The organism is Amycolatopsis sp. CA-161197, from assembly GCF_050942255.1.
GTDB lineage: Bacteria > Actinomycetota > Actinomycetes > Mycobacteriales > Pseudonocardiaceae > Amycolatopsis.
This window is the reverse complement of record NZ_CP192059.1, coordinates 2,373,485-2,400,000: the sequence shown is the minus strand read 5'-3', so window position 1 is coordinate 2,400,000 and position 26,516 is coordinate 2,373,485. Positions and strand designations below refer to the sequence as shown.

20 protein-coding genes and 1 tRNA gene (1 of these 21 cut by a window edge) are annotated in these 26,516 nt (G+C 70.1%); 9 read left to right on the top strand and 12 right to left on the bottom strand.

Annotation, left to right across the window (positions count from 1 at the left end):
- The 3 genes from ACQPXB_RS11530 to dnaE all read right to left on the bottom strand — a co-directional run.
- A protein-coding gene (locus tag ACQPXB_RS11530) for a low temperature requirement protein A (RefSeq protein WP_432851386.1) crosses the window boundary here: on the bottom strand, nt 1-611 show its 5' portion. Its footprint begins 586 nt before the window's first position; the window shows 611 of its 1,197 coding nt (coding positions 1-611); its start codon is at nt 609-611; the stop codon falls past the left edge of the window.
- 483 nt (nt 612-1,094) lie between these two features.
- A complete protein-coding gene (locus tag ACQPXB_RS11525; protein ID WP_432851384.1) occupies nt 1,095-2,570 on the bottom strand; it encodes an MFS transporter in 1,476 nt (491 codons plus the stop codon).
- Nucleotides 2,570-6,157 (bottom strand): DNA polymerase III subunit alpha, encoded by a 3,588-nt coding sequence (dnaE, locus tag ACQPXB_RS11520; protein WP_432851382.1) that lies wholly within the window; start codon nt 6,155-6,157, stop codon nt 2,570-2,572. The genes ACQPXB_RS11525 and dnaE overlap by 1 nt, the downstream gene beginning before the upstream one ends.
- A 373-nt stretch (nt 6,158-6,530) precedes the next feature.
- Between dnaE and ACQPXB_RS11515 the strand changes: the two genes are divergently transcribed.
- From ACQPXB_RS11515 to ACQPXB_RS11500, 4 genes are read left to right on the top strand one after another with little or no spacing between them, the layout of a single operon-like run.
- Nucleotides 6,531-7,202 (top strand): FadR/GntR family transcriptional regulator, encoded by a 672-nt coding sequence (locus ACQPXB_RS11515; protein ID WP_386949359.1) that lies wholly within the window; start codon nt 6,531-6,533, stop codon nt 7,200-7,202.
- A gap of 4 nt (nt 7,203-7,206) precedes the next feature.
- Nucleotides 7,207-8,643, top strand: coding sequence for an amino acid permease (locus tag ACQPXB_RS11510; protein WP_386947970.1), 1,437 nt, complete (start codon nt 7,207-7,209; stop codon nt 8,641-8,643).
- Between the two features lie 17 nt (nt 8,644-8,660).
- The gene (locus tag ACQPXB_RS11505; protein WP_432856537.1) at nt 8,661-9,602 is read left to right on the top strand and encodes an asparaginase; all 942 of its coding nucleotides are present in this window, start codon (nt 8,661-8,663) and stop codon (nt 9,600-9,602) included.
- Nucleotides 9,603-9,662: 60 nt separating this feature from the next.
- Nucleotides 9,663-11,288: a CocE/NonD family hydrolase gene (locus tag ACQPXB_RS11500; protein ID WP_432851380.1), complete on the top strand. Its 1,626-nt coding sequence runs from the start codon at nt 9,663-9,665 to the stop codon at nt 11,286-11,288.
- On the opposite strand, the gene ACQPXB_RS11495 is transcribed toward ACQPXB_RS11500, so the two are convergent.
- Both ACQPXB_RS11495 and ACQPXB_RS11490 read right to left on the bottom strand, forming a co-directional pair.
- Nucleotides 11,278-12,039, bottom strand: coding sequence for a metallophosphoesterase (locus tag ACQPXB_RS11495; protein WP_432851378.1), 762 nt, complete (start codon nt 12,037-12,039; stop codon nt 11,278-11,280). The genes ACQPXB_RS11500 and ACQPXB_RS11495 overlap by 11 nt on opposite strands.
- 4 nt (nt 12,040-12,043) lie before the next feature.
- Nucleotides 12,044-12,661, bottom strand: a complete 618-nt coding sequence (locus ACQPXB_RS11490; protein ID WP_366581089.1) for a GntR family transcriptional regulator — start codon at nt 12,659-12,661, stop codon at nt 12,044-12,046.
- Nucleotides 12,662-12,706: 45 nt separating this feature from the next.
- Between ACQPXB_RS11490 and ACQPXB_RS11485 the strand changes: the two genes are divergently transcribed.
- Entirely contained in the window at nt 12,707-13,903 is a 1,197-nt protein-coding gene (locus tag ACQPXB_RS11485; RefSeq protein WP_386947982.1) for an aminotransferase class V-fold PLP-dependent enzyme, read from the top strand.
- On the opposite strand, the gene ACQPXB_RS11480 is transcribed toward ACQPXB_RS11485, so the two are convergent.
- The gene (locus ACQPXB_RS11480) at nt 13,900-14,361 is read right to left on the bottom strand and encodes a MarR family winged helix-turn-helix transcriptional regulator (RefSeq protein ID WP_432851375.1); all 462 of its coding nucleotides are present in this window, start codon (nt 14,359-14,361) and stop codon (nt 13,900-13,902) included. The genes ACQPXB_RS11485 and ACQPXB_RS11480 overlap by 4 nt on opposite strands.
- Before the next feature lie 80 nt (nt 14,362-14,441).
- On the opposite strand from ACQPXB_RS11480, the gene ACQPXB_RS11475 reads away from it, so the two are divergent.
- Nucleotides 14,442-14,993: a carboxymuconolactone decarboxylase family protein gene (locus ACQPXB_RS11475; RefSeq protein WP_432851373.1), complete on the top strand. Its 552-nt coding sequence runs from the start codon at nt 14,442-14,444 to the stop codon at nt 14,991-14,993.
- Nucleotides 14,994-15,125: 132 nt separating this feature from the next.
- Here the strand turns inward: ACQPXB_RS11475 and ACQPXB_RS11470 are convergent, their stop codons facing one another.
- From ACQPXB_RS11470 to ACQPXB_RS11455, 4 genes are all read right to left on the bottom strand, one after another.
- Nucleotides 15,126-16,217: a hypothetical protein gene (locus ACQPXB_RS11470; protein WP_432851371.1), complete on the bottom strand. Its 1,092-nt coding sequence runs from the start codon at nt 16,215-16,217 to the stop codon at nt 15,126-15,128.
- A 957-nt stretch (nt 16,218-17,174) separates the two neighbouring features.
- Nucleotides 17,175-17,246: transfer RNA gene (locus ACQPXB_RS11465), tRNA-Val, on the bottom strand.
- Nucleotides 17,247-17,295: 49 nt separating this feature from the next.
- Nucleotides 17,296-17,757 carry a peroxiredoxin gene (locus tag ACQPXB_RS11460; RefSeq protein WP_432851369.1) on the bottom strand — a complete coding sequence of 154 codons (462 nt, stop codon included), beginning with the start codon at nt 17,755-17,757 and terminating at the stop codon, nt 17,296-17,298.
- A 75-nt stretch (nt 17,758-17,832) separates the two neighbouring features.
- A complete protein-coding gene (locus ACQPXB_RS11455; RefSeq protein ID WP_285969388.1) occupies nt 17,833-18,267 on the bottom strand; it encodes a DUF3052 domain-containing protein in 435 nt (144 codons plus the stop codon).
- Nucleotides 18,268-18,698: 431 nt separating this feature from the next.
- Here ACQPXB_RS11455 and aceE point away from each other — a divergent pair, with 431 nt between their 5' ends.
- From aceE to ACQPXB_RS11440, 3 genes are all read left to right on the top strand, one after another.
- Nucleotides 18,699-21,494, top strand: a complete 2,796-nt coding sequence (gene aceE / locus ACQPXB_RS11450) for a pyruvate dehydrogenase (acetyl-transferring), homodimeric type (protein WP_432851366.1) — start codon at nt 18,699-18,701, stop codon at nt 21,492-21,494.
- A 138-nt stretch (nt 21,495-21,632) separates the two neighbouring features.
- On the top strand, nt 21,633-22,844 hold the full coding sequence (locus tag ACQPXB_RS11445; protein ID WP_366581075.1) for an alpha-hydroxy acid oxidase: 1,212 nt from the start codon (nt 21,633-21,635) through the stop codon (nt 22,842-22,844).
- Between the two features lie 209 nt (nt 22,845-23,053).
- The gene (locus tag ACQPXB_RS11440) at nt 23,054-24,667 is read left to right on the top strand and encodes an L-lactate permease (protein WP_432851364.1); all 1,614 of its coding nucleotides are present in this window, start codon (nt 23,054-23,056) and stop codon (nt 24,665-24,667) included.
- On the opposite strand, the gene ACQPXB_RS11435 is transcribed toward ACQPXB_RS11440, so the two are convergent.
- Nucleotides 24,648-25,286 (bottom strand): nicotinamide mononucleotide transporter family protein, encoded by a 639-nt coding sequence (locus ACQPXB_RS11435; protein WP_432851362.1) that lies wholly within the window; start codon nt 25,284-25,286, stop codon nt 24,648-24,650. The two genes, ACQPXB_RS11440 and ACQPXB_RS11435, sit on opposite strands and share 20 nt — an antisense overlap.
- Before the next feature lie 152 nt (nt 25,287-25,438).
- The gene (locus ACQPXB_RS11430) at nt 25,439-26,305 is read right to left on the bottom strand and encodes a mechanosensitive ion channel family protein (RefSeq protein WP_432851360.1); all 867 of its coding nucleotides are present in this window, start codon (nt 26,303-26,305) and stop codon (nt 25,439-25,441) included.
- Between the last annotated feature and the right edge of the window lie 211 nt (nt 26,306-26,516).

The window sequence follows — 26,516 nt, the reverse complement described above, 5'->3', positions numbered from 1 at the left end:
CCGCCCCGCGATTCCGCGATGCTCGGCACCGCGAGCTCGCAGACCACCAGCACCGCGAACAGGATCACCGCCGTCGTCTGGGGAAAAGCGATCAACGCGTCGGCGACCCACAACACCTGCACGACCGTGATCCCGCCCGCGTACCAGAGCGCTGTCGTGCGCCGTTCCGGATCCGACTTCGCGGCACGCAGCCACTGCGTCACCATCGCGAGCCGCATCAGCACGTAGCCGACCATCACCACGCGGAAGTCGCCGTTGAACGCGCGGTCCACGCCGGCCGCGACGGTGAGGCCGCCGGCGATCTGCACGAGGGTCGCCAGCCGGTAGGGCACGTCGTCGGTGTCGAACGCGGAGGCGAACCAGCTGAAGTTCAGCCAGCCCCACCAGATCGCGAAGAACACCATCGCGTAGCTCAGGATCGCGTGGCCGATGTGCCCTTCGACCAGCTCGTGGTGGAGATCGGCGCTCGCGGCGCCCACGGCGACGACGAAACACAGGTCGAAGAGCAGTTCCAGCGGGGTGGACACGCGGTGGTTCTCGCCGCTGTCGCGTGACCGCATCGGCCGGTACCACACCCGGATCCGCTGGACCGGAAAAATCCCCTGGGACATCGACGCTCCCCGCACTCACCCGACGAACGCCGTCATCCCAACACGGTCAAAGCGCTCAGGCGAGTACGACCCCCACCGGAGGGTGAAGGGGGAGGAATACCGAGGTGAAAAAGGGCGGGCCCGGTTCCCCCTCTCCCGGGCCCGCCCGAATGCCTTCGCCGCACTCCCTCGCCACCCCGGGCATTGCTCCCGGCGGTCGCCGTACGGTCCCCCGCGGACGCCGACGATCCGTTGCCTGGGAGGTGACCAAGAGTGTCCATTCCATGGAACTCCGGAACTCTCAGCCGCTCGGCCGATCGACCCATCCCCGGTCGATCGATCGAAATGCCACTGTAGGTAGCCAAAGTGTCGTGCTGAAGGCTCCACAAGGTCTACCCGGTTGCTCTGAGTAGCACCAGGGTCAAACGTAGCGTGTCACTCGGATGGAGCATCACCGAATAGCTGAAAGTAGTTCACCAATACTGCTGAGTGAGCGTGACCATCTCACAGTCGGTGAACGGCCGCGGCCCGCTCGGCCGCCTCGTGCTCCTCACTGCGAGCCGTCCGGACGCGCCGCGCGCGCAGCTCCAGGACCGCCAGCAGCAGCGCCACGCAGGTCAACGCCGCGGAGCAGCACAATGCGATGGTGAGCGCGCGAGGGTAGTTCCGCCCCGACGCGACCACCGCCGATTCGAACACCGAAGCCAGCACCGCCGTGCCGATCGCCGTGCCGATGCGCTGCCCCGTCTGCAACGCACCGCCGGCGACGCCCGCCATGTTCGTGGGCACGCACTCCAGCGTCAGCGTGGTGTTCGGCGAGATCACCATGCCGCCACCGATTCCGCCGAGCAGCAACGGAAGCGCGACCGCCCACCCCGCGACCGACGGTGGCACGAACTCCACCACCGCCGCGACGACCAGCAGCGCGAAGGCCACGAGACTCAGGCCCGTGACGGACAGCCGCCGCCCGAACCGGGGCACCAGCCGTCCCGCGACGGCGGCCGACGCTGCCGAGCCGATCGCGAACGGCGTGACCGACAGCCCGGACTGCAACGGCGTGTACCCGAGCCCCTGCTGGAAGAACAGCGCGAAGACCAGCCAGACGCCGGCGAACCCGCAGAAGTACAGCGCCCCCACCGCGGCGCCGGGCGCGTACCCCGGTGTGCTCGTGAACAACCGGATGTCGAGCAACGGCTGCCGGCCGCGTGCCACCACCCGGCGCTCCCACAGCACGAACGCGGTGAAGCACACCGCCGCGATCGGGAAGAGCCACCACAGGCGCCGCAGGCCGTCCTGCTGCGATTCGACGAGCGGAAGCAGCACCCCCAGCACCGCGACCGCCAGCAGCAGAATGCCCGCGACGTCGATCTCCGACCGCAGCCGGACCCGGCGCCGCTCGGTCTTCGGCAGGAGCCGCATCGCGAGCCCGAACGCCAGCGCGCCGACGGGCACGTTCACGTAGAACACCCACCGCCAGCCGCCCGGATCACCGAACACGGCGAGGATCACGCCGCCGAGCACCGGCCCGACGGCCGTGGAGATGCCGACCACCGCGCCGAACATGCCGAACGCACGGGCGCGTTCGGCGCCGCGGAACAGGTCCTGGATCAGGCCGGTGTTCTGCGGGGTCAGGAAACCCGCGGCGCAGCCCTGCGCGAGCCGCGCGATCACCAGCGTGCTCGGGTCCTGGGCCGCGCCGGCCAGCGCGCTCGTGGCGACGAACGCGGCCAGCGCGAAGAGGAACACCCGCCGCCGGCCGAGCGCGTCGCCGAGCCGCCCACCGGTGACGAGCACCAGGCCGAAAGTGAGCGCGTAACCGGACACGACCCACTGGATCGTGCCGCTGCCGGTGTTCAGGCCACGCTGCATCGCGGGCAGGGCCGTGTTGACGATGCTGACGTCGAGCAGGGTCATGAACCCGGCCGTCAACGTGACAGCGAGGGCACGCCACCGGAGCGGGTCCGGAACGTACTCGATCATCAGGTGTTGGCGGTGATCCCGGGGATGCCCTTGAGCTCACCGATGAGCATCGAACTGACCTTCACGGGGTAATCGTAGAGCGCGAACACGGTCTGGTTCTTGCCGACGAGTTTCAGGTGCACCGGGGTCTCGCCCTTGTGCGCCAGCAGCGTCGACTTGAGCTCGCTCACCACCGACTGGTCGATCTTCTCGGCCGCGGCCAGCAGCATCAGCGGTGGTTCCTCGTCGCCGTTGCCGATCTCGGACAGGTCCAGCGGCACGAGCCCGCCGCCGAACACCGACATCTTGTCCTCGCGCCAGTTGACCCGGCCCTTGACCAGCACCGCGTTGTCCTCGATGAGGTCCGCGGCGAACATCGAGTACGCCTTGGCGAAGAACAGCACCTCGATCGCGGCGTCCATGTCCTCGACCGTGCAGATCGCCCAGGGCTCGCCCTTTTTGTTCACGCGCCGCTCCAGCGAGGTGAGCAGGCCCGAGATCACGACCTCGCCCTCCTTCGGCGGATCGGCCAGCAGGCCGGCGATCGGCTTGGGCGCGTGCTTGCGCAGGATGCGCTCGGCACCGTCGAGCGGGTGCGCGGACACGTACAGGCCCAGCATCTCCCGCTCGTAGGCGAGCAGCTGCTTGCGCGGGTACTCCTCTTCACCGAACTTCAGGTGCGCGAGCGGCGACGAGGACGGCGTGGCCTCGGCCGAGTCGTCGTCCCCGCCGAACGAGCCGAACAGGTCGAACTGGCCCATGGCCTCCTGGCGCTTGAGCGGCACGACGGCTTCCACCGCGTCCTCGTGCACCTGGATCATCGACAGGCGGGTGTGGCCCATCGTGTCGAACCCGCCGGCCTTGATCAGCGACTCCATGACCCGCTTGTTGCAGGCCACCAGCTCGGACTTGTCGAGGAAGTCGGTGAACGAGGAGTACTTGCCCTTCTCCTCGCGCGTCTTGATGACCGACTCCACCACGTTGGCGCCGACGTTGCGCACGGCGCCCAGGCCGAAGCGGATGTCGTTCCCGACGGCCGCGAACCGCAGGGCCGACTCGTTGACGTCCGGCGGCAGCACCTTGATGCCGAGGCGACGGCACTCCGACAGGTAGATGGCCGACTTGTCCTTGTTGTCACCCACGGACGTGAGCAGCGCGGCCATGTACTCCGGCGTGTAGTTCGCCTTGAGGTAGGCCGTCCAGTACGCGATCAGGCCGTACGCGGCCGCGTGGCTCTTGTTGAACGCGTAGCCGGCGAACGGGAGGATCGTGTCCCACAGCGCCTTGACCGCTTCGGGCGAGAAGCCGCCGGGCAGCAGCGGGCTGGCCTTCATGCCCTCTTCGAAGCCCTCGTACTCCTTCTCGAGGACTTCCTTCTTCTTCTTGCCCATGGCTCGCCGCAGCGTATCCGCTCGGCCCATCGTGTAGCCCGCGACCTTCTGCGCGATCTGCATGATCTGCTCTTGGTACACGATCAGGCCGTAGGTCTCGGACAGGATCTCGCGCAGCGGCTCTTCGAGCTGCGGGTGGATCGGCGTGACCTTCTGCCGGTTGTTCTTGCGGTCGGCGTAGTCGTTGTGCGCGTTCATGCCCATCGGGCCGGGTCGGTACAGCGCGAGCACCGCGACGATGTCCTCGAACCCGGTCGGCAGCATGCGGCGCAGCAGGTCGCGCATCGCGCCACCGTCGAGCTGGAACACGCCGAGCGTGTCACCGCGGCCCAGGAGCTTGTAGGCCTCGGGGTCGTCGAAGCCGAGGCGGTCGAGGTCGATCTCCTCGCCGCGGTTGGACTTGATGTTGGCCAGCGCGTCGCCGATCACCGTGAGGTTGCGCAGGCCCAGGAAGTCCATCTTCAGCAGGCCGATGTTTTCACACGACGGGTAGTCCCAGCCGGTGATGATCGAGCCGTCGTCGCGCTGCCACACCGGGATCGCGTCGGTGAGCGGTTCGCTCGACATGATCACCGCGCAGGCGTGGACGCCGGCGTTGCGGATCAGGCCTTCGAGGCCGCGTGCGGTGTCGAAGATCGTCTTGCACTCCTCGTCGGTCTCGACGAGGGCGCGGACCTCCGCTGCTTCGGCGTAGCGCTCGTGCTTCGAGTCGACGATGCCGGACAGCGGGATGTCCTTGGCCATGATCGGCGGCGGCAGGGCCTTGGAGATCTTGTCCGCGATCGAGTAGCCCGGCTGGCCGAAGTGCACGCGGGCCGAGTCCTTGATCGCGGCTTTGGTCTTAATGGTGCCGAAGGTGATCACCTGGGCCACGCGGTCGGCGCCGTACTTGTCCGTGGCGTAGCGGATCATCTCACCGCGGCGGCGGTCGTCGAAGTCGATGTCGATGTCGGGCATCGACATGCGCTCGGGGTTGAGGAACCGCTCGAACAACAGCTTCTGCGGGATCGGGTCGAGGTTCGTGATGCCCAGCGCGTACGCGACGAGCGCGCCGGCGGCGGAACCACGGCCGGGGCCGACCAGGATGCCGACTTCGCGCGCGTGCTGGATGAGGTCGGCGACGATGAGGAAGTAGGCCGGGAATCCCTTCTGCTCGATGACGCCGAGCTCGTAGTCGCAGCGCTCCTCGTAGCCGTCGGGCACGCCGTCCGGGAAGCGCCACTTGAGGCCCTCGGCCACCTGGTGCCGCAGCCACGTCGCCTCGGTGTGCCCCTCGGGCACCTCGAAGACCGGCATGCGGTCCTTGTGCGAGTAGACGTCCTCGTAGGACTGCACGCGCTCGGCGATCAGCAGCGTGCTGTCGGCCGCGCCCGGGACCTCCTTGTCCCAGTACTGCCGCATCTCCTCGGCCGACTTGAGGAAGTAGCCGTCGCCGTCGAACTTGAACCGGGTCGGGTCGTTGAGCGTCTTGCCCGCCTGCACGCACAGCAGCGCCGAGTGCGTGTCGGCCTGGTCCTTGGTGACGTAGTGCGAGTCGTTGGTGGCCAGCGGCCTGAGGTCGAGCAGCTTGCCGATCTCGAGCAGGCCCTCGCGCACGGACCGCTCGATCGGCAGGCCGTGGTCCATCAGTTCGAGGAAGAAGTTGTCGGCGCCGAAGATGTCCTTGTAGTCCGACGCGGCCTGGATCGCGGCCTCGCGCTGGCCCAGCCGCAGGCGGGTCTGCACCTCGCCCGACGGGCAACCGGTGGTGGCGATGATGCCGTGGTGGTTCTCCGCGATCAGCTCGCGGTCCATGCGCGGCTTGCGGTAGTAGCCCTGGATCGAGGCGATCGACGAGAGCTTGAACAGGTTCCGCAGCCCGGTGGCGTTCTCCGCCAGCATCGTCATGTGCGTGTAGGCACCGCCACCGGAGACGTCGCCGCCCTCACCGAACTCGTCGGAGCCGCGCTGGCTGGCCTGGCCCCAGAACACCGGCTTCTTGTGGAAGCGGCTCTCCGGCGCGATGTAGGCCTCGATGCCGATGATCGGCTTCAGGCCGTGCTTCTTCGAGGTCTGGTAGAACTCGTCGCCGCCGTACATGTTGCCGTGGTCGGTCATGCCCACCGCGGGCATGCCCAGCCGCGCCGCTTCGGCGAAGAGGGGTCCGATCTTCGCCGCACCGTCGAGCATCGAGTACTCGGTGTGGACGTGCAGGTGGACGAAGGAATCGTTCGACACCAGCGAAAACCTCCCCTAGGCAGACGGCTTCCCGGTTGTTGCTGCGGCGCGGCCCGGGGTCCTCCACCCTAGTCCGCGCTCGCGCTGTGCGGCTCGTAGGGATCCTCTCTCCTCACCCGCACGCCGCGCCCGCCGACATGCCGCCCGGGGCCCGACGAAACCTTCGCGGGTGACGCCACGGCGACACCCTCGCACGCCCCACCGACAGAACGGGCGCGCGTGAACCGGCCCACACGATTCCGGTGATTTCCCCAGTCCGGATGTGGGAGACCTCCACCTGACTTGACACCGGTTCGGTGGAACTTCACGATCTCGTTCCATGAACCTGTCTGACAGCCAGACAGCCGGACAAGGCCCCCGTCGCGTGAGCGCCATGGAGGCCGTGCTGGCCTACCTGCGCCGCGCCATCGAACGCGGCGAGTACGCCGTGGGCGACAAGCTGCCGTCCGAAGCCGCGCTGAGCAAGGAGTTCGAGGTCAGCCGCTCGGTGATCCGCGAGGCGCTGCGCGGGCTGCAGGCGCTCGGGCTGACCGTTTCCCGCACCGGCAAGGGCACGTTCGTCACCGCGACCGGCCCGGCCGAGAACCCCACTTTCGGTGACTATTCGGCCCGCGACCTCATCGAGGTGCGCCGTCACGTCGAAATCCCTGTCGCGGGGTACGCGGCCCTGCGCCGGGACGACGGCCACCTCGACCTGCTCGGCCACCTCGCCGAGCGGATGGAGCTGGAGACCGACAACACGGCGTGGGTGGCGCTCGACTCGCTGTTCCACATCACCATCGCCCAGGCCTCGGGCAACCCGGTGTTCGCCAAGGTCATCGAGGAGATCCGCGACGCGCTCGCGCGCCAGTCGGCGTTCCTCAACCAGCTGGGCGACCGGCGCGCGGAGTCGAACGTGGAGCACCGGCGGATCGTCACGGCGATCGCCGACGGCTCCGAAGAGGCGGCCGTGGCCGCGATGACGGCGCACCTCGCGCACGTCGAGCAGGCGCTGACCACCATCGTGCGGCCCGGCCGCACGGCGAAGCAGAACAGGAACGACTGAAAACGTGAGTGAACAGACCCTTCCGTCGTCGGGCGAAACGGAGAAGCACGCCGACGCCGGTGACGCCGGCTACAACAAGGCGCTGAAGTCCCGCCACATCTCCATGATCGCGATCGGCGGCGCCATCGGCACCGGCCTGTTCCTCGGCGCGGGCGGACGGCTCGCGCAAGCCGGGCCGGCGCTGGCGATCGTGTACGCCGTGTGCGGGCTCTTCGCGTTCTTCGTGGTGCGCTCGCTGGGCGAGCTGATCCTGCACCGCCCGTCCTCGGGCGCCTTCGTGTCCTACGCGCGGGAGTTCATGGGCGAGAAGGGCGCGTACGTCGCGGGCTGGATGCACTTCCTCAACTGGTCCACGACCGGCATCGCCGACATCACCGCGATCGCGCTGTACGCGCACTTCTGGTCGTTCTTCGCGCCGATCCCGCAGTGGGTGCTGGCGCTGATCGCGCTGGCCGTGGTGCTGACGCTGAACCTCGTCTCGGTGAAGCTGTTCGGCGAGATGGAGTTCTGGTTCGCGATCGTCAAGGTCGCGGCGCTCGTGCTGTTCATGATCATCGGCATCGTGCTGCTGGTCACCCAGCACCCGGTCGACGGCCTCGCGCCCGGCCCGCAGCTGATCGCCGACCACGGCGGGATCTTCCCGGCCGGCGTGCTGCCGATGATCCTCATCGTGCAGGGCGTGGTGTTCGCGTACGCGTCGGTGGAGCTGGTCGGTGTCGCGGCGGGTGAGACGGAGAACCCGCAGAAGATCATGCCCAAGGCGATCAACTCGATCATGTGGCGGATCGCGGTGTTCTACGTCGGTTCCGTGGTGCTGCTGGCGATGCTCATGCCGTGGAACTCCTACACCGGCGACGAGAGCCCGTTCGTGACGGTGCTCTCGCACCTGGGTGTGCCGGCGGCGGGCAGCGTGATGAACCTCGTGGTGCTCACCGCCGCGATGTCGAGCCTCAACTCGGGCCTGTACTCCACCGGCCGCATCCTGCGGTCGATGTCGGTCGCCGGTTCGGCGCCGAGGTTCACCGGCGTGATGAACCGCAACCAGGTGCCCTACGGCGGGATCCTGCTCACCGCGTCGGTCTGCGTGCTCGGCGTGGCGCTCAACTACGTGGTGCCGAAGGACGCGTTCGAGATCGTGCTGAACTTCGCGGCGATCGGCATCCTCGCCACGTGGGCGATCATCGTGCTCTGCCACCTGCTGTTCGTGCGCAAGGCCGACCGCGGTGAGCTGACGCGCCCGTCGTTCCGGCTGCCGGGCTCGCCGTGGACGGAGATCACGACGCTGGTGTTCCTCGCCGCCGTGGTGGTGCTGATGGCGTTCGACAAGACCGGCCGGATCACGCTGCTCGCGCTGCCGGCAATCGTCGTGGCGCTGGTGATCGGCTGGTTCTGCGTGCGCAAGCGCATCGACATGAGCGCGTTCGAGAGGGCCGAGCAGTGAGCGCGCCCGAGCAGCGCATGCCGCAGCACGTCCCCCTGGTCCACCTCCTGCGCGACGGCATGGTCGAAGGCGTGCACCACGGTTCGGTGATCGCGCTCGCGCCGGACGGCTCCACGCTCTTCTCCGCCGGCGACCCGGACGTCGCGATGTACCCGCGCTCCACGGCGAAGCCGCTTCAGGCCACGGCGATGGCCCGGCTGGGCCTGCGGCTGCCGCCGGCGGGGTTCGCGATCGCCGCGGCCAGCCACTCGGGCGAGCGCCGGCACCTCGACGCCGCGGCCGCTGTGCTGACGGGCCACGGCTTCACCGCCGAAGACCTCGGCAACCCGGCCGACTACCCGTTCGACCCGATCGAGCGTGACGCGTGGGTCGCCGAGGGCCGGCCGCCCGCGCGGCTGGCGCACAACTGCTCCGGCAAGCACGCCGCGATGCTCGCCACCTGCCGGGAGCGGGGCTGGGACCCGCGCACGTACCTCGATCCCGGGCACCCGTTGCAGCTCGCGATCCGGAAGACCGTCGAGGACCTCACCGGGCAGACCGTGCCGCGCGTGGCCGTGGACGGGTGCGGCGCGCCGCTGTTCGCGCTGTCGCTGCGCGGGCTCGCCCGGGCGGCCTCACGGCTGGCGACCGCGGCGGCCGGCACCCCGGAAAGCCTGGTGGCCCAAGGGATCCGGCAGCACCCGGACCTCGTGGGCGGCACCCGGCGTGACGTCACCGCGCTGATGCGCGCGGTGCCGGGGCTCCTCGCGAAGGACGGGTTCGAGGCCGTGCAGCTCGCCGCACTCCCCGACGGCACGGCCGTGGCGCTGAAGATCGCCGACGGCGGCGACCGCGCGCGGCCTGCCGTGCTCGCGACCGCGCTGCAGCTGTGCGGGGTCGACGCCGGCGTGCTCGAACCCTTCACGAGCCCGGCGCTGCGCGTGACCGCGGAACTCGAAGGGCGCCCGCGCGCTGCGTGACCCTCCTCACGCGAGACGGGTAGCGTCGGACGCGTCCGGCTCGGTGAAAGGGGTAAACCTGTGCTGCAGCGCATTGCCGACCTCCTGCTCGGTCTCCCGAAGGCGGAGGGCCCCGCCCCCGTCGCCACCAAGGGCCTGCGGATACCCATGCCCGACGGGGTCCACCTCGTGGCCGACCGGTACACACCGGCCGGCCAGCGCTCCGGCCCGGTGGTGCTCGTGCGCACGCCGTACGGGCGCACCGGGCCGATCGCGGCGCTCTTCGGCAGCGTCTTCGCGCGCCACGGCCTGCAGACGGTGGTCCAGAGCACGCGGGGCACGTTCGGCTCCGAAGGCGAGTTCCGTCCGTTCCACCTCGAACGCGAAGACGGCCTCGCCACCGCCGAGTGGCTGCGCGCGCAGCCGTGGTGCGACGGGCGGCTGGCGACGGCGGGCCTGAGCTACCTCGGGCACACGCAGTGGGCTATGGGGCCCTACCTCGACCCGCCGCTCGAGGCCATGGCACTGGGCGTGACGGCTTCGGAGTTCGTGAGCACGTTCTACCCGGGCGGGGTGCTCGCGGCCGACAACATGGTGTCGTGGTCGGCCATGATCGGCCGGCAGGAGGAACGGTTCGCGGGCCTGCCGAACCCCGTGCAGAAGCGCAAGACGCGCCGCGCGATGGCGCACCTGCCGCTGAACGCCGCCGACGTGGCCGCGATCGGCAAGCAGGTGCTGTTCCTGCGCGACGTGACCACCCACGCCGAACCGGACGACGGCTACTGGGCCATGTCCGACCACAGCGCGGAAGTCGCCGGGCTCACCGTGCCCGTCAGCATGGTCACCGGGTGGTACGACCTGTTCATCCAGGGCCAGCTGCGGGACTTCCGGACGCTGCAGGACGCGGGGCGCGCGCCGCGGATCACCATCGGGCCGTGGGCCCACGGCGACCCGGCCAGCCTGCGGATCTCCGTGCAGGACCAGGTCGGGTTCCTGCGCGCGCACCTGCTCGACGACCGCGTGCAGCTGCAGCGCTCCCCCGTGCGGCTGTACCTGCAGCAGGCGGCGACCTGGCTCGACTTCGACGCGTGGCCGCCCGAGTCCACGGCCACCGACTCGCACCTGCGCCCGATCGGCGGCCTCGGTGAGGTGGTCGACGGCGAGGCCCGGCCCACCGCGTTCACCTACGACCCCGCCGACCCGACTCCCGCGGTCGGCGGTCCGCTGCTGACGAGCATCAACAAGCAGCAGGACAACAACGAGGTCGAGGCCCGGGACGACGTGCTCGTGTTCACCGGCGAACCGCTGATCGCCGACCTCGACGTGATCGGCGAGGTGAGCGCCACCGTGTTCGTGCGCACCGAACTGGGCCACGCCGACGTGTACGCGCGGATCTGCGACGTCGACCAGGACGGCCGCTCCCGCAACGTCACCGACGGCATCCTGCGGCTGCGGCCCGGCGCGCCCGAGGCGGACGCCGACGGGATCGTGACCGCGCAGCTGCGGCTCGACCCCACGGCCTACCGGTTCCGCCGCGGCCACCGGCTTCGCGTGCAGGTGGCGGGCGGCGCGTTCCCGCGCTTTGCCCGCAACCACGGCACGGGCGAACCGGTGGCCAGTGCCGTCGACGGCAAGGCGAACCGGTTCGAGATCTTCCACGACGCGGCCCACCCGTCGCGGGTCACGCTGCCCGTCTTCAGCCGCTGAACGGCACCACCCGCTGGTGGGTGGTGAGCCGGCCGTCGTCGTGCAGCACGTGCAGCAGCAGCGACGGCGGCCGGTCGAAATCGAGCGGGCCGCCTTCGTCCCAGCCGCGGCCGGCACCGGGCTCGACCGGCAGCAGTGACCCGGAGACCACGCCGGGGGCGATGCGCACGGGCACGTCCGCGAACGTCGTGGCGGCGCCGGTGTGGACGTGGCCGCACAGCAGTGCGAGCACGTCCGGGTGCCGGCGCAGGACCTCGGCGAGGCGGTCTTCGCCGGTCTGGCGGATGGCGTCCACGAGCGGGATGCCGATCTCGACCGGCGGGTGGTGGAAGGCGACGAACGCGGGTCCGTCGTGGGCGGAGAGCACTTCGTCGAGCCACGCGAGCGTCGCGTCTTCGAGGTGACCCGCGCCCTTGCCGGGGATCGTGGAATCGCACATGGCCACGAGGACGCCGTTCACGTCGGTGGCGACGTTCACCGGGCCGGCGCCCGCCGGCTCGCCGAGCAGGACCTCGCGGAAGGCCTCACGCACGTCGTGGTTGCCGGGGCACGTGAGCACGGGCGCGGAGTGCTTGAGCAGCTCGGCCGCGCGGCGGTACTCCTCGGGCAGGCCGTGGTCGGCGACGTCGCCGGTGACGAACACCGCCTCGACCGCGAGTTCGCGCAGGTAGTCGAACACCGCGGCGGTGCGCGCGTCGGCGCGGTCGCCGCCGTCGAGGTGGATGTCCGACAGGTGCGCGAAGACCTTCATGCGTTCAGCTCCGTTCGAGGTACGCCAGTGCTTTGACCCAGTTGCGGACGAGCAGCGTCGTCGCGCCGGGCACGTCGCCGGAGCGCAGCGCGCCGGCGATCGCCCGGTGCTCGGCGATGCTCTCGGCGGCTCGTTCGGGGCCGCCGAAGTACACGGATTCGTAGCGTTTCAGCAAGGGTTTCGTCTGCTCGATCAAGCGCAGCAGGTGCGGGTTGCCGCAGCGGGAGAGCAGCAGCTCGTGCCAGCGATCGTCCACAGCGGACAGATCGGCGCCGGCGGGCAGGGCCGTCATCTCGTCCGCGATCGCGTCGAGCGCGTCCGGCAGCAGCGTCAGATCCAGCGGCGAGGTCCAGCGCAGGGCGAGCGACTCCAGTTCGGCGACCAGCGGGTAGAGCCGCTTGGCCTCCTCCGGGTCGAGCGGTGCGACGAGGAACCCGCGGCCGGGCGCGGCTACGAGCAGCCCGCGGTCGGCGAGCCCGATCAGCGCTTCCCGCAGCGGCGTGCGGCTCACGCCGAGCTCGCGCGCGAGGTGCACCTCGTTGATCCGGGCGTCCAGCCGGCCGTCGAGCACGCGCGTGGTGATCTCCTCGATGAGCTCACCTCGCAGGAGTCGCTTGGTCATCCGCGCAGTATTGCATACAGACTGGCCCTACTGTATTCAGTTCACATGGTCATCCAGCCCGCCGACGTGGCCCGCGCCCGCGCCGAGACGCCCGGCTGCACCGGCGTCGTCCACTTCAACAACGCCGGTTCGGCGCTCCCGCCGGCCCGCGTCACCGACACGATGGTCGACTACCTGCGAGCCGAAGCGCTGGTCGGCGGCTACGAGGCCGCCGCGGCGGCGGCCGAGCGCACCGAAGCCGTGTACACGTCCGTGGCGCGGCTGATCAACGCCGCACCCGAGGACATCGCGATCACCGACAACGCGACACGCTCGTGGCAGGCGGTCTTCTACGCGCTGCACTTCGGCCCGGGCGAGAAGATCCTCACCTCCCGCGCCGAGTACGCGAGCAACGCGATCGCCTACCTCCAGGTGGCGCGCCGCACCGGCGCGCGCGTGGAGGTGGTCGCCGACGACGAGACCGGCCAGCTCGACGTGGCCGACCTGCGCCGCCTGATCGACGACGACGTGAAGCTGATCGCCGTGAGCCACGTACCGACGCAGTGCGGCCTGGTGAACCCGGCCGAGGAGATCGGCAAGGTCGCGCGCGAGGCCGGGATCCCCTTCCTGCTCGACGCGTGCCAGTCGGCCGGGCAGCTCGACCTCGACGTCGAGCTGCTGCAGTGCGACGCGCTCTCGGCCACCGGCCGCAAGTACCTGCGCGGGCCGCGCGGCACCGGGTTCCTCTACGTGCACCCGCGGCTGCGCGAGCGGCTCGAGCCGGCGATGCTCGACCTGCACTCGGCCAGCTGGGAGTCGCCCGGCGAGTTCGTGGTGGACCCGACAGCGAAGCAGTTCGAGGTGTGGGAACGCGACTACGCGGCCGTGCTCGGGCTCGGCGCGGCCGTCGACTACGCGCTCGAATGGGGCCTGCCGGCGATCGAGCACCGCGTGGCCGAGCTGGGCGCGACACTGCGCGGCCGCCTCGGCGAGCTCGACGGCGTGCGCCTGCACGACGTCGGCGCGCGCAAGTGCGGGCTCGTCGCGTTCAGCCTCGACGGCCTGGGCGCGGAGCAGGTGAAGGTGCGGCTTTCGGCCGCGAAGATCAACACGAGCGTGATCCACGCAACCTCGGCACAGTACGACTTCACCGCCCGCGACCTGCCCGACCTCGTCCGCGCGTCGGTGCACTACTACAACACCGAGGGCGAGATCGACCTGCTGACGAGCGAGGTGGCGAAGCTGGCGCAGGAGTCGCGCTAGCCGGCGAACCAGCCCGCGACGTCGAGCCGGAAGCCGCCGCCGGTCATGGTGCGCAGGTCGGCTTCGAGGGCGCGGACGCGGTCGGCGCCGAGCTGAGCGACCCAGTTCGCGCGCAGCGTGTCGAAGATGGCGGCGGAGCGGGTGAGGGAGTCGAGGCCGCGCGGGGTGAGCCGCACGAGCTTGCGGCGGGCGTCTTCGGGGTCGTCGGCGCGCTCGGCGTACCCGAGCTCCTCCAGGCGGTCGACGGTCTTGCCCGCGGCCTGTTTCGAGACGCCGAGCCGCTTGCCCAGCTCCGACGCGGTGGCCCCGCGCGGCCCGATGGCCTGCATCGCGAAGCCGAACGCGGGGCGCACGTCGGGGTGACCCTGGCGAGCGAGCTCGGCGTGCAGGTCGTCGATCAGTGCGCGGAAGCCCGAGAACAGCAGCAACGGCAGCTCGAAGCCGGGCGCGTCAGCCATGCCGCTTGCCAAATTCGACAACCAGCTTTACCTTCTGGAATTCGACAACCACGTTGACGACTTTACCCCAGGAGGGTTCCGTGCCGCACTTCCCCGAGCACACCGCCGAGACCGCCCCGCCGGCCGCCCGCCGCGCCCTGGCGGCGACCGAAGCCCAGTTCGGCTCGCTACCCGCCGCCGTCGCCCGGCTGGCGACGTCGCCGGAGCTGCTGAACGGGTTCCTCAAGCTGAGCGCCCTGTTCGAGACCACCACGCTGTCGCCGCTGGAGCGCGAGACGCTGATCCTCGTGGTGTCCACGCGCAACGGTTGCCACTTCTGCGTCGCGCTGCACACCGCGAAGCTGGTGCAGCTCGACGCGCCGGCTTCGCTGATCGCGGCGTTGCGCGCGGCGGAGCCCCTGCCGATTCCGAGACTGGAGGCGCTGCGCCGGTTCGCGTTGACGACGTTCGCGACGACCGGTGACGTGCCTGCCGCCGACCTCGACGCGTTCCTCGCCGCCGGCTACATCCCGCGACAGGCGCTCGAGGTCGTGCTGGGGATCGGCGCGTACACGCTTTCGACGTTCGCCAACCGGCTCGTGGCCGCTCCCCTGCACCCGAGCCTGACCGAACACGCGTGGACCGCCGCCTGAAGGTTCACCCGTTTGCCGCAGTGCTCGACGTATCCACCGGCTCCCGCCGGGCCTCCTACTCCACGTTCGCCCGCGACGCGCACCGCGCGGCCGGGCCTGCCGAGGGGGCAGGCCCGGCTCCGGGCGCCGGCGTCAGATCGGCTCCACCGTGGTCCACTCCCGGTAGTGCTTGACCGCTTCGCGGATCGCGTAGGCCGCGGCCAGGAGGGCGATGATCCAGCCGGTGACACCCTGCGGGAGGACGTAGTCGCCGTTCGGGGCGATGAGGTAGCCGTAGACGTAGTTGCCGGCGAGGTACAGCAGGCCCATCCAGGGCTGGGCGCCGCGGGTCATGATGTTCAGGCAGGTGGCCGAGCCGAGCAGGATTCCGGCGACGCCGAGGACGGTGCCCACGACGGTCAGGCCGGCCCCGCTGTCGAGCCCGTAGCCGAGCAGCACGAGGCCGATCGCGGCCAGGGACGCCGGGTGCAGCAGCGCCCGCAGCGCGGGCCGGCGCGTCGACCAGTTGGCGAGCATGAGCAGCAGGATCGAGAAGCTCACGACCGCCGGTCCGGCGACGACGTTGAAGCCGCCCGTGGTGAGCTCGTCCGAGGTCGGGCGGTCGTCGTCGGACAGCAGCCGGGGCACGATCGCGCCCGCGAAGAGCAGTGCGTCGACGAGCGTGCCGACGAGCCACATCCGGGTGACCTTCATCGGCCGCGGCGCCTCGGGCTCGACCACGACCGCGATCCCCGCCGCCTGCAGCGTCAGGAGTTCGTGGCGTTCCCGGAAGCGCCACGAGTAGTAGCCCGCGGCGGCGAGGACGACGAGGCTCGTGAAGAGCAGCAGGATCGGCCGCGAGAAGTCCACGAGGGCTTGCAGGTGCGCGCGCGAGGAGGCGTCGCCGAGGTCGGCGGCCACGACCGCGGTGCCGGCGAGCCCACCGAAGCCCGCGCCGGCCAGCACCCACGCGGCCAGCGTGAACGGGAACGCCGGCGAAAACCCGGCCCGCCCCCGCCGCAGCGCGCTCTCGACGTACCGCCGCGACGCCACCTTCCGCCCGCCCCGGAGCACGACCACCCCGACGACTGCGACGACCGCCAGCACCAGCACCGGCGGCCACGACACGCCCGGCCCCCGCAACGCCCCCTCCGCGACCACCGCGGTGCCCGCGGAGGTGCAGAACAGCAGGGCGAAGAACCCGAACGTCCAGCTGACCCGCCGATACGCACGCTGCGCGTCCACACGTCCCCCATCACGGCCCGGCGCCGCCCGATCACGCCCGGACCAGCGTAGGGCCGCCCCCTCACCGCGAAGCGCCTTGTGGCCAACCGATCGCCAACCGTTACCGATCGGACAAATACGACCCACCGTGGGCGCCCGGGGCGAAGCCCACCAGGAGGAATCCTCGGCTTGCACCGCCACAAGTCACCGCGAGACGCCCCGCCCGCCCGCTCCGCGAACACGACTCACCCAGAGAACCGAGCATCCAGCGCCGGGACCACCGAAGTCCCCCACTGCCGGCGCCAAACCACCCAAGGCGACCACGGCCGGGGCCCGGGGCCACCCGGGCAGAACTTGGGGGGTGCACCCCAAAGACACCGCGGAACGACCCGATCCGCGCGCCCCGCAAACACCGACGGAGCCCACGCGAGGCGACCACCGCTGCGCCTGGAACCCACCCAAGACGACCACCGGAGGCGAAGTCCACCAGGCGGGGCTTGGGGTTGCACCCCAAAACACCGCGGGATGACCCGATCCGCGCCTTCCGCGAACACAGACGGAACCCACCCGAGGCGACCACCGCGGGGGTCCGGAAGCGCAGCCCATCAGGCGGGGTTTGCGGGTTGCACCCCAAAAAGAACCGCGTGACGCCCCGCCCGCGCCTTCCGCAAACACAGACGGAACCCACCCGAGACGACCACCGCGGGGGTCCGGAAGCGCAGCCCATCAGGCGGGGCTTGCCGGTTGCACCCCAAAAAGAACCGCGAGACGCCCCGCCCGCGCACTCCGCGAACACGGACGGAACCAACCCAAGGTGACCACGCTGGGGCTGGGAGAACCCACCCAAGGTGACCACAACTCGGGGTCCGGGGGCGAAGCCCGCCGGGCGGGGTTTGGGGGTTGCACCCCCAAAAAGACGACGCCGGGGCGCCCCCGGTTCGCGCATTCCGCGAACACAGTTCGCCCCAAGCCCCGGCGTGGGCGCAGCAGGGTTCGAACCTGCGACCGCTCGGGTGTAAACCGAGTGCTCTTCCGCTGAGCTATGCGCCCGGCGGCGGAGCCCCGCGTCGAAGGCCGATGCGGGGTTCCGCCGGAAAAGTCAGGCCAGTTCGGCGACGGCCTTCTTCCACGCCGACTGGTCGCGGGCTTCGCCGGGCTGGTTGACCTCGGCGAAGCGGACGATGCCGTCGGTGTCGATGAGGAACGTGCCGCGCAGGGCCATGCCGGCCTTGTCGTTGAAGACGCCGTAGGTCTGGGCGACCGCGCCGTGGGGCCAGAAGTCCGAGAGCAGCGGGAACTGGTAGTTCTGCTGCTCGGCCCACACCTTCAGCGAGAAGACCGCGTCGACGGAGACGCCCAGGATCTGGACGCCCTGGGTGTCGTAGTCGGCGAACTCGTCGCGCAGCTGGCAGAGCTCGCCGGTGCAGGTCCCGCTGAACGCGAACGGGAAGAAGACCAGCAGAACCGGCTTGTCGCCCTTGAACGACGACAGCGTGACGGGCTGCTTGTTGTAGTCGTTGAGCGTGAAGTCCGGGGCTGGCGTACCGACCTCGACGGCCATGCGGCGAATCCTCTCCGAAAGCGATCACGAAACCTGCGCCGACAACCCTATCGTGTCAGCCGCGCAGGCCCGGGTTCACCGCTGTTTCGCCTTCGAGGACTTCGGCGACACCAGGCGGGTCCCGAGCCAGTCGGCTCCCACGCTGATGTTGGCGGTCTGCGACAGACCGACCTGGGGCACGGCTTCGGCGATCTCACTGGGCTCGACGTGCCCGGGCTGACCCGTCTTGGGCGTCAGCACCCAGATCACGCCGTTCTCGTCCAGCGGACCACGGGCGTCGACCAGGGCGTCGCCCAGGTCGCCGTCGTCTTCGCGCCACCAGAGCAGCACGACGTCGATGACTTCGTCGGCGTCCTCGTCGAGGAGTTCGGCGCCGATCGCCTCCTCGATCGCCGCGCGGACGTCGTCGTCGACGTCCTCGTCCCAGCCGATCTCCTGGACCACCATGTCCGGCTTGATGCCAAGGCTCTCGGCGACGCCGGCAGTGCCTGCGTCTCCCGCGGCGACCACTGCTTCCACTCCTCCAACTACGACGGAGCGCGGTGGTCGGTGACGCAGGTGAAGCTGCGCCGGCCACCACACTCGGGTACACGGTTGTTCGATAGCGAACACTGGCGCGGCGCTGCGCGCAACCGTCCACACCGGATCTTTGACAAGTCGTGTCGCAGCGTGGAGGCCCCCCGGGGTCTTCGGTGACCCCGGGACAGGTGTCTGTGGGCAGTGTCGCACGACCGCTCCGGCAACCCCCGGAAACCTCTCCTCTAGTGTTGTGGAGAAGAAACGCGCGCGCGATACACCGCACGCGGGGAGTGGTGCACTCGGGGCGACCCTTGTTACCGGACAGTAAAGGTGACGGGAGCCGGGCCGGGGACGACGATGGGAATCGGCGTGCACTCCCGCCCAGCAGCTACAACGGCTACAACCAGCTACAAGGAGACCCCTTGGCCCCGCAGAACGACGGCGCCTCCGGCAAGGAGACCCCGGCACGAGTACGCGTCATCCGTGACGGACTCGCGGCGCACCTGCCCGACATCGACCCGGAGGAGACCGCCGAGTGGCTCGACTCCTTCGACGAGGCGCTGGCCAGGGGTGGCCAGCAGCGCGCCCGTTACCTGATGCTGCGCATCCTGGAGCGCGCCCGCGAGCGCAACGTCGGCGTGCCCGCGCTCACGTCCACGGACTACGTGAACACCATCCCCACGGAGAACGAGCCGTGGTTCCCCGGCGACGAGGAGATCGAGCGCCGCTACCGCCGTTACATCCGCTGGAACGCCGCGATCATGGTGCACCGCGCGCAGCGGCCGGGCGTCGGCGTCGGCGGCCACATCTCGACCTACGCCTCGTCCGCGGCGCTGTACGAGGTGGGCTTCAACCACTTCTTCCGCGGCAAGGACCACTCCGGCGGCGGTGACCAGGTCTTCTTCCAGGGCCACGCCTCCCCGGGCATGTACGCGCGGGCCTACCTCGAGGGCCGCCTGTCCGAGCAGCAGCTCGACGGCTTCCGCCAGGAGTACAGCCACGCCGGCGAGGGCGGCGGCCTGCCGTCGTACCCGCACCCGCGGCTGATGCCGGACTTCTGGGAGAACCCCACGGTGTCGATGGGCCTCGGCCCGATGAACGCCATCTACCAGGCCCGGTTCAACCGCTACCTGCGCGACCGCGGCATCAAGGACACCAACGACCAGCACGTCTGGGCGTTCCTCGGCGACGGCGAGATGGACGAGCCGGAGTCGCGCGGCCTCATCCACGTGGCCGCGGGCGAGGGCCTCGACAACCTGACCTTCGTGATCAACTGCAACCTGCAGCGGCTCGACGGCCCGGTGCGCGGCAACGGCAAGATCATCCAGGAGCTCGAGTCGTACTTCCGCGGCGCGGGCTGGAACGTGATCAAGGTCATCTGGGGCCGCGAGTGGGACTCGCTGCTGCACGCCGACCGCGACGGCGCCCTGGTCAACCTGATGAACGTGACGCCGGACGGCGACTACCAGACGTACAAGGCCAATGACGGCGCGTACGTGCGTGAGCACTTCTTCGGCCGCGACCCGCGGACGAAGGACCTGGTCAAGGACCTCTCCGACGCCGACATCTGGAACCTCAAGCGCGGTGGCCACGACTACCGCAAGGTGTACGCCGCGTACAAGGCGGCCATGGAGCACCACGGCCAGCCGACGGTGATCCTCGCCCACACCATCAAGGGCTACGGCCTCGGCCCGGCGTTCGAGGGCCGCAACGCCACGCACCAGATGAAGAAGCTCACGCTCGACGACCTGAAGCTGTTCCGCGACGCCCAGCGCATCCCGATCAGCGACGCCGAGCTCGAGCGCGACCCGAAGCTGCCGCCGTACTTCCACCCGGGCCCCGACTCGCCCGAGATCGAGTACATGATCGGCCGCCGCAAGGCGCTGGGCGGCTACCTGCCCGAGCGCCGGCCGAAGCACGCCAAGGCGCTCGTGCTGCCGGGCGACAAGGTCTACGAGGGCATCCGGAAGGGCTCGGGCAAGCAGGAAGTCGCCACGACCATGGCGTTCGTCCGGCTCGTGCGCGAGCTCGCGAAGGACTCGGAGATCGGCAAGCGCGTCGTGCCGATCATCCCGGACGAGGCCCGCACGTTCGGTCTCGACTCGATGTTCCCGACGGCCAAGATCTACAACCCGCACGGCCAGACGTACACGTCGGTCGACGCGAGCCTGATGCTGGCCTACAAGGAGTCCGAGAAGGGCCAGCTGCTGCACGAGGGCATCAACGAGGCGGGTTCCACCGCGTCGTTCACGGCCGTCGGCACCTCGTACGCCACGCACGGCGAGCCGATGATCCCGATCTACATCTTCTACTCGATGTTCGGGTTCCAGCGCACCGGCGACGGCCTGTACGCGGCGGCGGACCAGATGGCGCGCGGTTTCGTGCTCGGCGCCACCGCGGGCCGCACCACGCTGACCGGTGAGGGCCTGCAGCACGCCGACGGGCACTCGCTGCTGCTGTCGGCGACCAACCCGGCGGTCGTGGCCTACGACCCGGCCTACTCGTTCGAGATCGCCCATATCGTCCGCGACGGCCTGCGGCGCATGTACGGCGAGACCGGGCCGCACGGCAACGGCGAGAACATCTTCTACTACCTGACGATCTACAACGAGCCCTACCAGCAGCCCGCCGAGCCGGAGAACCTCGACGTCGACGGCCTGCTCAAGGGGCTCTACAAGTACGCCGACGCCCCGGCGGGCGACGGCCCGGAGGCGCACATCCTGGTCTCCGGCGTCACGATGCCGGACGCGCTCAAGGCCCAGCAGCTGCTGGCCGACGAGTGGGGCGTGCGCGCGGCGGTGTGGTCGGCCACGTCGTGGACCGAGCTGCGCCGCGAGGCCGTGGAGATCGACCACGACAACCTGCTCCACCCGGCCGACAGCCCTCGCGTGCCGTACGTGACGAAGGCGCTCTCGGGCGTCAACGGGCCGGTCGTCGCGGTGTCGGACTGGATGCGCGCGGTGCCGGACCTGATCCGCCCGTGGGTGCCCACCGACATGCTCACGCTCGGCACCGACGGGTTCGGTTTCTCCGACACCCGCCCGGCCGCCCGGCGCAAGTTCCTCGTGGACGCGCAGTCGATCGTGGTCGGCGCCCTCACGGCGCTCGCCAAGCGCGGCGAGGTCGCGCAGGACAAGGTGACCGAAGCGGTGCGCCGCTACCGGCTCGACGACGTCTCGGCCGCCGACCCGCAGACGTCGGACTCCGGCAACGCGTAAGCAGTAGTCGCCGCAAGACCCTCCGGGCCGGACAATGGCCTGGAGGGTCTTGCTGTTTCGAGGCCCGAGCCCACTAAGCTAGACATCGGATGTATCCAAGCCTTGAGGTACCCAGCGCCTGAGGAAGGGTGATCGAGCGTGACCCAGCGTCGTCTGCCGCGGCCGAGCGAACTGAAGCAGATCCTGCGGCCGAAGCCGATCGTGCTGAACCCGACCGAGCGGCGCCTGTCGAGCGCGCACACGATCGCCGACCTGCGGATGATCGGGCGCAAGCGCACGCCCCGCGCCGCGTTCGACTATACGGACGGTGCGGCCGAGCTCGAAGACAGCCTCTTGCGTGCCCGGCAGGCCTACCGGCGCGTGGAGTTCCACCCCAACGTGCTGCGCGGAGTGTCCGATGTGGACACCACGCGGACCGTGCTCGGCAAGACCTCGGCGCTGCCGTTCGGCTTCGCGCCCACCGGGTTCACGCGGATGATGCAGCACGAGGGCGAGAGCGCCGTGGCCCGCGTGGCGCAGCGCAACGGCATCCCGATGAGCCTCTCGACGATGGCGACCACCTCCATCGAGGACCTCGCCGCGGCGGCCCCGGAGGCGCGCAAGTGGTTCCAGCTCTACGTGTGGCGCGACCACGGCGCCGGCGAAGATCTGATGAATCGCGCGTGGGAGAACGGCTACGACACCCTCCTGCTCACCGTCGACACCCCGGTGGCCGGCGCGCGGATGCGCGACGTGCGCAACGGGCTCACCATCCCGCCGGCGCTCACGCTCAAGACGTTCGCCGACGGCGCGATGCACCCCGCGTGGTGGTTCAACCTGCTCACCACCGAGCCGCTGAACTTCGCTTCGCTGAACCACTTCGACGGCACCGTGGCCGAGCTGCTGGCCCAGCTCTTCGACCCGACGCTCGACTTCGACGACCTCGACTGGGTGCGCCGCACCTGGCCCGGCAAGCTCGTGGTCAAGGGCGTGCAGAACGTGGCCGACGCGCGAGACGTGGTGAAGCACGGCGCCGACGGCGTGGTCCTGTCCAACCACGGCGGCCGCCAGCTCGACCGCGCGCCGACGCCGCTGGAGCTGCTGCCCGCGGTGCTCGACGAGATCCAGGGCACCGCCGAGGTGTGGGTCGACACCGGCATCCTCTCCGGCGGCGACATCGTGGCCGCGATCGCGCGCGGCGCCGACTTCGTGCTCGTGGGCCGCGCGTTCCTCTACGGCCTGATGGCCGGCGGCGAGCGCGGCGTGCAGCGCTGCGTGGACATCCTGCGCACGGAAATGATCCGGACCATGCAGCTGCTGGGCGTGCGCCGCGTCGAGGACCTGCGGCCTTCGCACGTGACCCTGCGCTGATCTTCTGCCGAGCCTGAACGCGGCATTCGATGCCCTGCTGCACCGAATGCCGCGTTCGGTGCGCCCAACACACCCAATGTCGCTTTGCGGCATTGGTCCAGACGTGCGACACCGGGTTGACGTACCGGTGGGTCTGTGACGAGTATCTCAGCCACCTCGTGAAAGGCTGTTTCCGCGATCCGGAAACAGCGGTCCCCCCGGAGGTCGGCGTGTTCGTGCAGGACGTGGCTCCGCTCGGTGGTCTCGGGCTTTCGGCGCTCGTCGCGGTGGTGCCGCTGGCCGTGGTGCTGGTGCTGCTGGGGGTGGTCCGGACCAAGGCGCACCACGCCGCGTTGATCGGGCTGGTCGTGGCGCTGGTGGTCGGCATCGCCGTGTACGGAATGCCCGTCGGGCAAGCGATTTCCGGGGCGCTGCAAGGGGCGGCGTTCGGGCTGTTCCCGATCCTGTGGATCGTGGTCAACGCGCTGTGGGTCTACCGGATCACCGTGCACACGGGTCACTTCGACGTGCTGCGCCGTTCGTTCGGCCGGATCTCCGACGACCCGCGGCTGCAGGCGCTGATCATCGCCTTCTGCTTCGGCGCGCTGATGGAGGCGCTGGCCGGCTTCGGCGCGCCCGTGGCGATCAGCGCGGTGATGCTCGTGGCCGTCGGGTTCGGGCCGGGCAAGGCCGCCGTGGTGGCGCTGGTCGCGAACACCGCGCCGGTGGCGTTCGGCGCGATGGGCACACCGGTGGTCACGCTGGCGCAGGTGACGGGGCTGCCGCTGGAGCAGGTGTCGTCGATCGTCGGGCGGCAGACGCCGTTGCTGGCGTTGTTCGTACCTCTGCTGCTGGTGATCATCGTCGACGGGAAGCGCGGCCTGCGCGAGACGTGGGTGCCGGCGCTGGTGTGCGGCGTCGCGTTCGGCGTGGTGCAGTTCCTCGCCTCGAACTTCGTCTCGCCGCAGCTGGCCGACATCGGCGCGGCCCTGGCTGGTGCGGCCGCGCTCGTGGCGCTGCCGATGACGCGCCGCGTGGTGCCCGCGGAGGTCCGCGCGCAGGTGCTCACCGGCCCGCGCACCGCGACGCTCGACCGGCCCGACGAGCGGGGCGAGGTCGTGCGCGCCTACCTGCCGTATGCGTTGATCATCGTGATCTTCTCGCTCGCGCAGGTGCCGCCGATCAAGAAGCTGCTCGACGCGGCCACCTGGAAGTTCCACTGGCCCGGCCTCGACGTGCACGGCCCGGACGGCAAAGCCGTGTCCGGCAACACGTTCTCACTGCCGTTCCTCAACACCGGCGGCACGCTCGTGCTGATCGCGGGGCTGCTCACGCTCGTGGCGCTCAAGGTCGCCGCGGGCACGGCCGGGCGGGAGTGGCTGGCGACGGTGAAGGAGCTGCGGTTCGCCATCGTCACCGTGACCGGGGTGCTCGCGCTGGCCTACGTGATGAACCTGTCCGGCCAGACGACCACCATCGGCACGTTCATCGCCGCGGCCGGCGCCGGGCTCGCGTTCCTCTCCCCCGTGCTCGGCTGGTTCGGCGTCGCCGTCTCGGGTTCGGACACCTCGGCCAACGCGTTGTTCGGCGCCCTGCAGGTCACGGCCGCGCACCAGACGGGCTTGCGCGCCGACCTGCTGGCCGCGGCGAACAGCTCGGGCGGCGTGCTGGGCAAGATGATCTCGCCGCAGAACCTGACCATCGCGTGCGTCGCGGCCAACCTGCCGGGCGAAGAGGGCAAGCTGCTGCGCAAGGTGCTGCCGTGGAGCGTGGGGTTGCTGCTGGTGATGTGCCTGATCGTGTTCGGGCAGAGCACCCCGGTGCTCAGCTGGATGCTGCCGTGACCGCCCGGTGCGCGGCCACGCGCTTGGCCGAGCGGTTCCAGTTCCACCAGCCGTGCACGACGAGCACCGCGAAGACGAGGTAGATCGCGGCCGAGAAGTACAGGCCCGAGGAGATCTGCAGCGGCACGCCGATCGCGTCGACCACCAGCCACACACCCCAGAACTCGACCAGCCCCGCGCCCTGCGCACCGAAGGCGACGAGCGTGCCGATGAAGATCGCGGCGTCCGGCCACGGCGCCCACGACGCGTTCAGCGCCTGCAGCACCAGCGCCATCGCGACGGTGCCGACGGCGAACGCACCGGCCATCGCCCAGCGCTCGGCGGGCCGGCCCGTGCGCACGACCACGCCGTTGACCGGGTCGGTGCGGCGGCGCCACGCCCACCAGCCGTAGAGCGAGATCACGAGGATGGCGATCTGCCGGCTGGCCAGGCCGCCGAGGTGCGCGGAAACGTAGACGGAGAACAGCAGAATCGTCGCGCCGACCTGCACGGGCCAGGTCCACAGCGTCCGCCGGTCGGCGAGGAACACGACCGCGAGCGCGAGCACCTGCCCCGCGAGCTCCGCGATCGAGATCCACTGGCCGAACACCGTGACACCGTGCTGCAGCAGGAAGTCCACGTCCGCACCCTTTCTCGGCCCCCAGGTAACTCTGGCGCCAACACCGGGCGCGGGCGCGGGATTCCCCGGGGTGTGAGGCGGGCGACACCGTCCCAGCACGCGGACAGGCCCGGTGCCCTCCCGATGCACCGGGCCTGCCGAACCGCGCCGGATCAGCGATCGACGCGGTTGAACCCGACCGGCGGGGTCGGGGTGTCGTTCGCGGCCTGGTGGCCGTTTCCCGGCTGAACCGGCTGCGTGCGGGTCTGTGTGGTCTGAGCCTGGGCCTGGGTGGTCTGGGCCTGCGTGGTCTGGGCCTGCGTGGTCTGGGCCTGCGGCCGGCCACCGACCTGGCGCTGACCACCGCCGTTGCCCGCGCTCAGCTGCCCCTGCAGGTTGGCGAGCCAGCCACCCCAGCGGTCCTGCGCGGGCTTGATGAGACCACCGCCGAAGCCGACCACGATCACGCCGCCGATGGTCGCCAGCACCGTGATGAGCACCGGGCCGGTGATGGCGGTGGCGATGTTGACCTGGCCCAGCGCGGCGATGATGCCGAACGCCATGATCAGCCAGTAGGCGACGGTGCCGAGCAGCCGGCCCACGGGCCGCGTGGACATCGCCGAGTTCACGACGTCACGCACGACCTTCGCGATGGCGGCCGCCACGACGACGAGCACCAGCGCCACCACGATCCGCGGCAGGAACGCGATGATGTCGTTGAGCAGCTGGCTGACCGGATTCGACTCTCCGAACACGCCGAACGCCAGCTGGAGCGCGATCAGCAGAATGAAGTAGTAGACCAGTTTCACGAGGATGCCGGTGGCGTCGACATTCGCCTGCTTCATCATTCCGGTCAGCCCCGTCTTCTCGACGAGCCGGGAGAATCCGAGTTTTCCGAGCACCAGTGACAGCGCTTTGGACACCGCTTTCGCGATCAGCCAGCCGATCAGCAGGATGATCAGAAAACCGACGAGTTTCGGGACGAACGTGGCCACCAGATTCCAGGCCTGTCCGAGTCCGTCCTTGAGTTGCTCACCCACGCTGGCTCCCTTCGTCGTGGATTCCCGGCTGCGGGCCGTTGCAGCGGGTCGATGATCAGGTACCCAGCCAGCGGGAGTGCGTTGCACCACGATCGAGTGAGACGACTGGCGCCGGAAGATCAATCGCGGCCATACTTGTACTACCGGTGGGGACCGGGGAGACGAGGCCGTCCGGCGCAGCGTAAACCGCAAGCGCCGGGCGGCCTCGAGC

Coding starts and splice junctions, on each gene's coding strand:
- ACQPXB_RS11505 (WP_432856537.1), top strand. CDS start 8,661: ATGCCGCAGCACGTCCCCCTGGTCCACCTCCTGCGCGACGGCATGGTC.
- ACQPXB_RS11495 (WP_432851378.1), bottom strand. CDS start 12,039: ATGAAGGTCTTCGCGCACCTGTCGGACATCCACCTCGACGGCGGCGAC.
- ACQPXB_RS11490 (WP_366581089.1), bottom strand. CDS start 12,661: ATGACCAAGCGACTCCTGCGAGGTGAGCTCATCGAGGAGATCACCACG.
- ACQPXB_RS11525 (WP_432851384.1), bottom strand. CDS start 2,570: ATGATCGAGTACGTTCCGGACCCGCTCCGGTGGCGTGCCCTCGCTGTC.
- ACQPXB_RS11480 (WP_432851375.1), bottom strand. CDS start 14,361: ATGGCTGACGCGCCCGGCTTCGAGCTGCCGTTGCTGCTGTTCTCGGGC.
- ACQPXB_RS11515 (WP_386949359.1), top strand. CDS start 6,531: ATGGAGGCCGTGCTGGCCTACCTGCGCCGCGCCATCGAACGCGGCGAG.
- ACQPXB_RS11460 (WP_432851369.1), bottom strand. CDS start 17,757: ATGGCCGTCGAGGTCGGTACGCCAGCCCCGGACTTCACGCTCAACGAC.
- ACQPXB_RS11485 (WP_386947982.1), top strand. CDS start 12,707: ATGGTCATCCAGCCCGCCGACGTGGCCCGCGCCCGCGCCGAGACGCCC.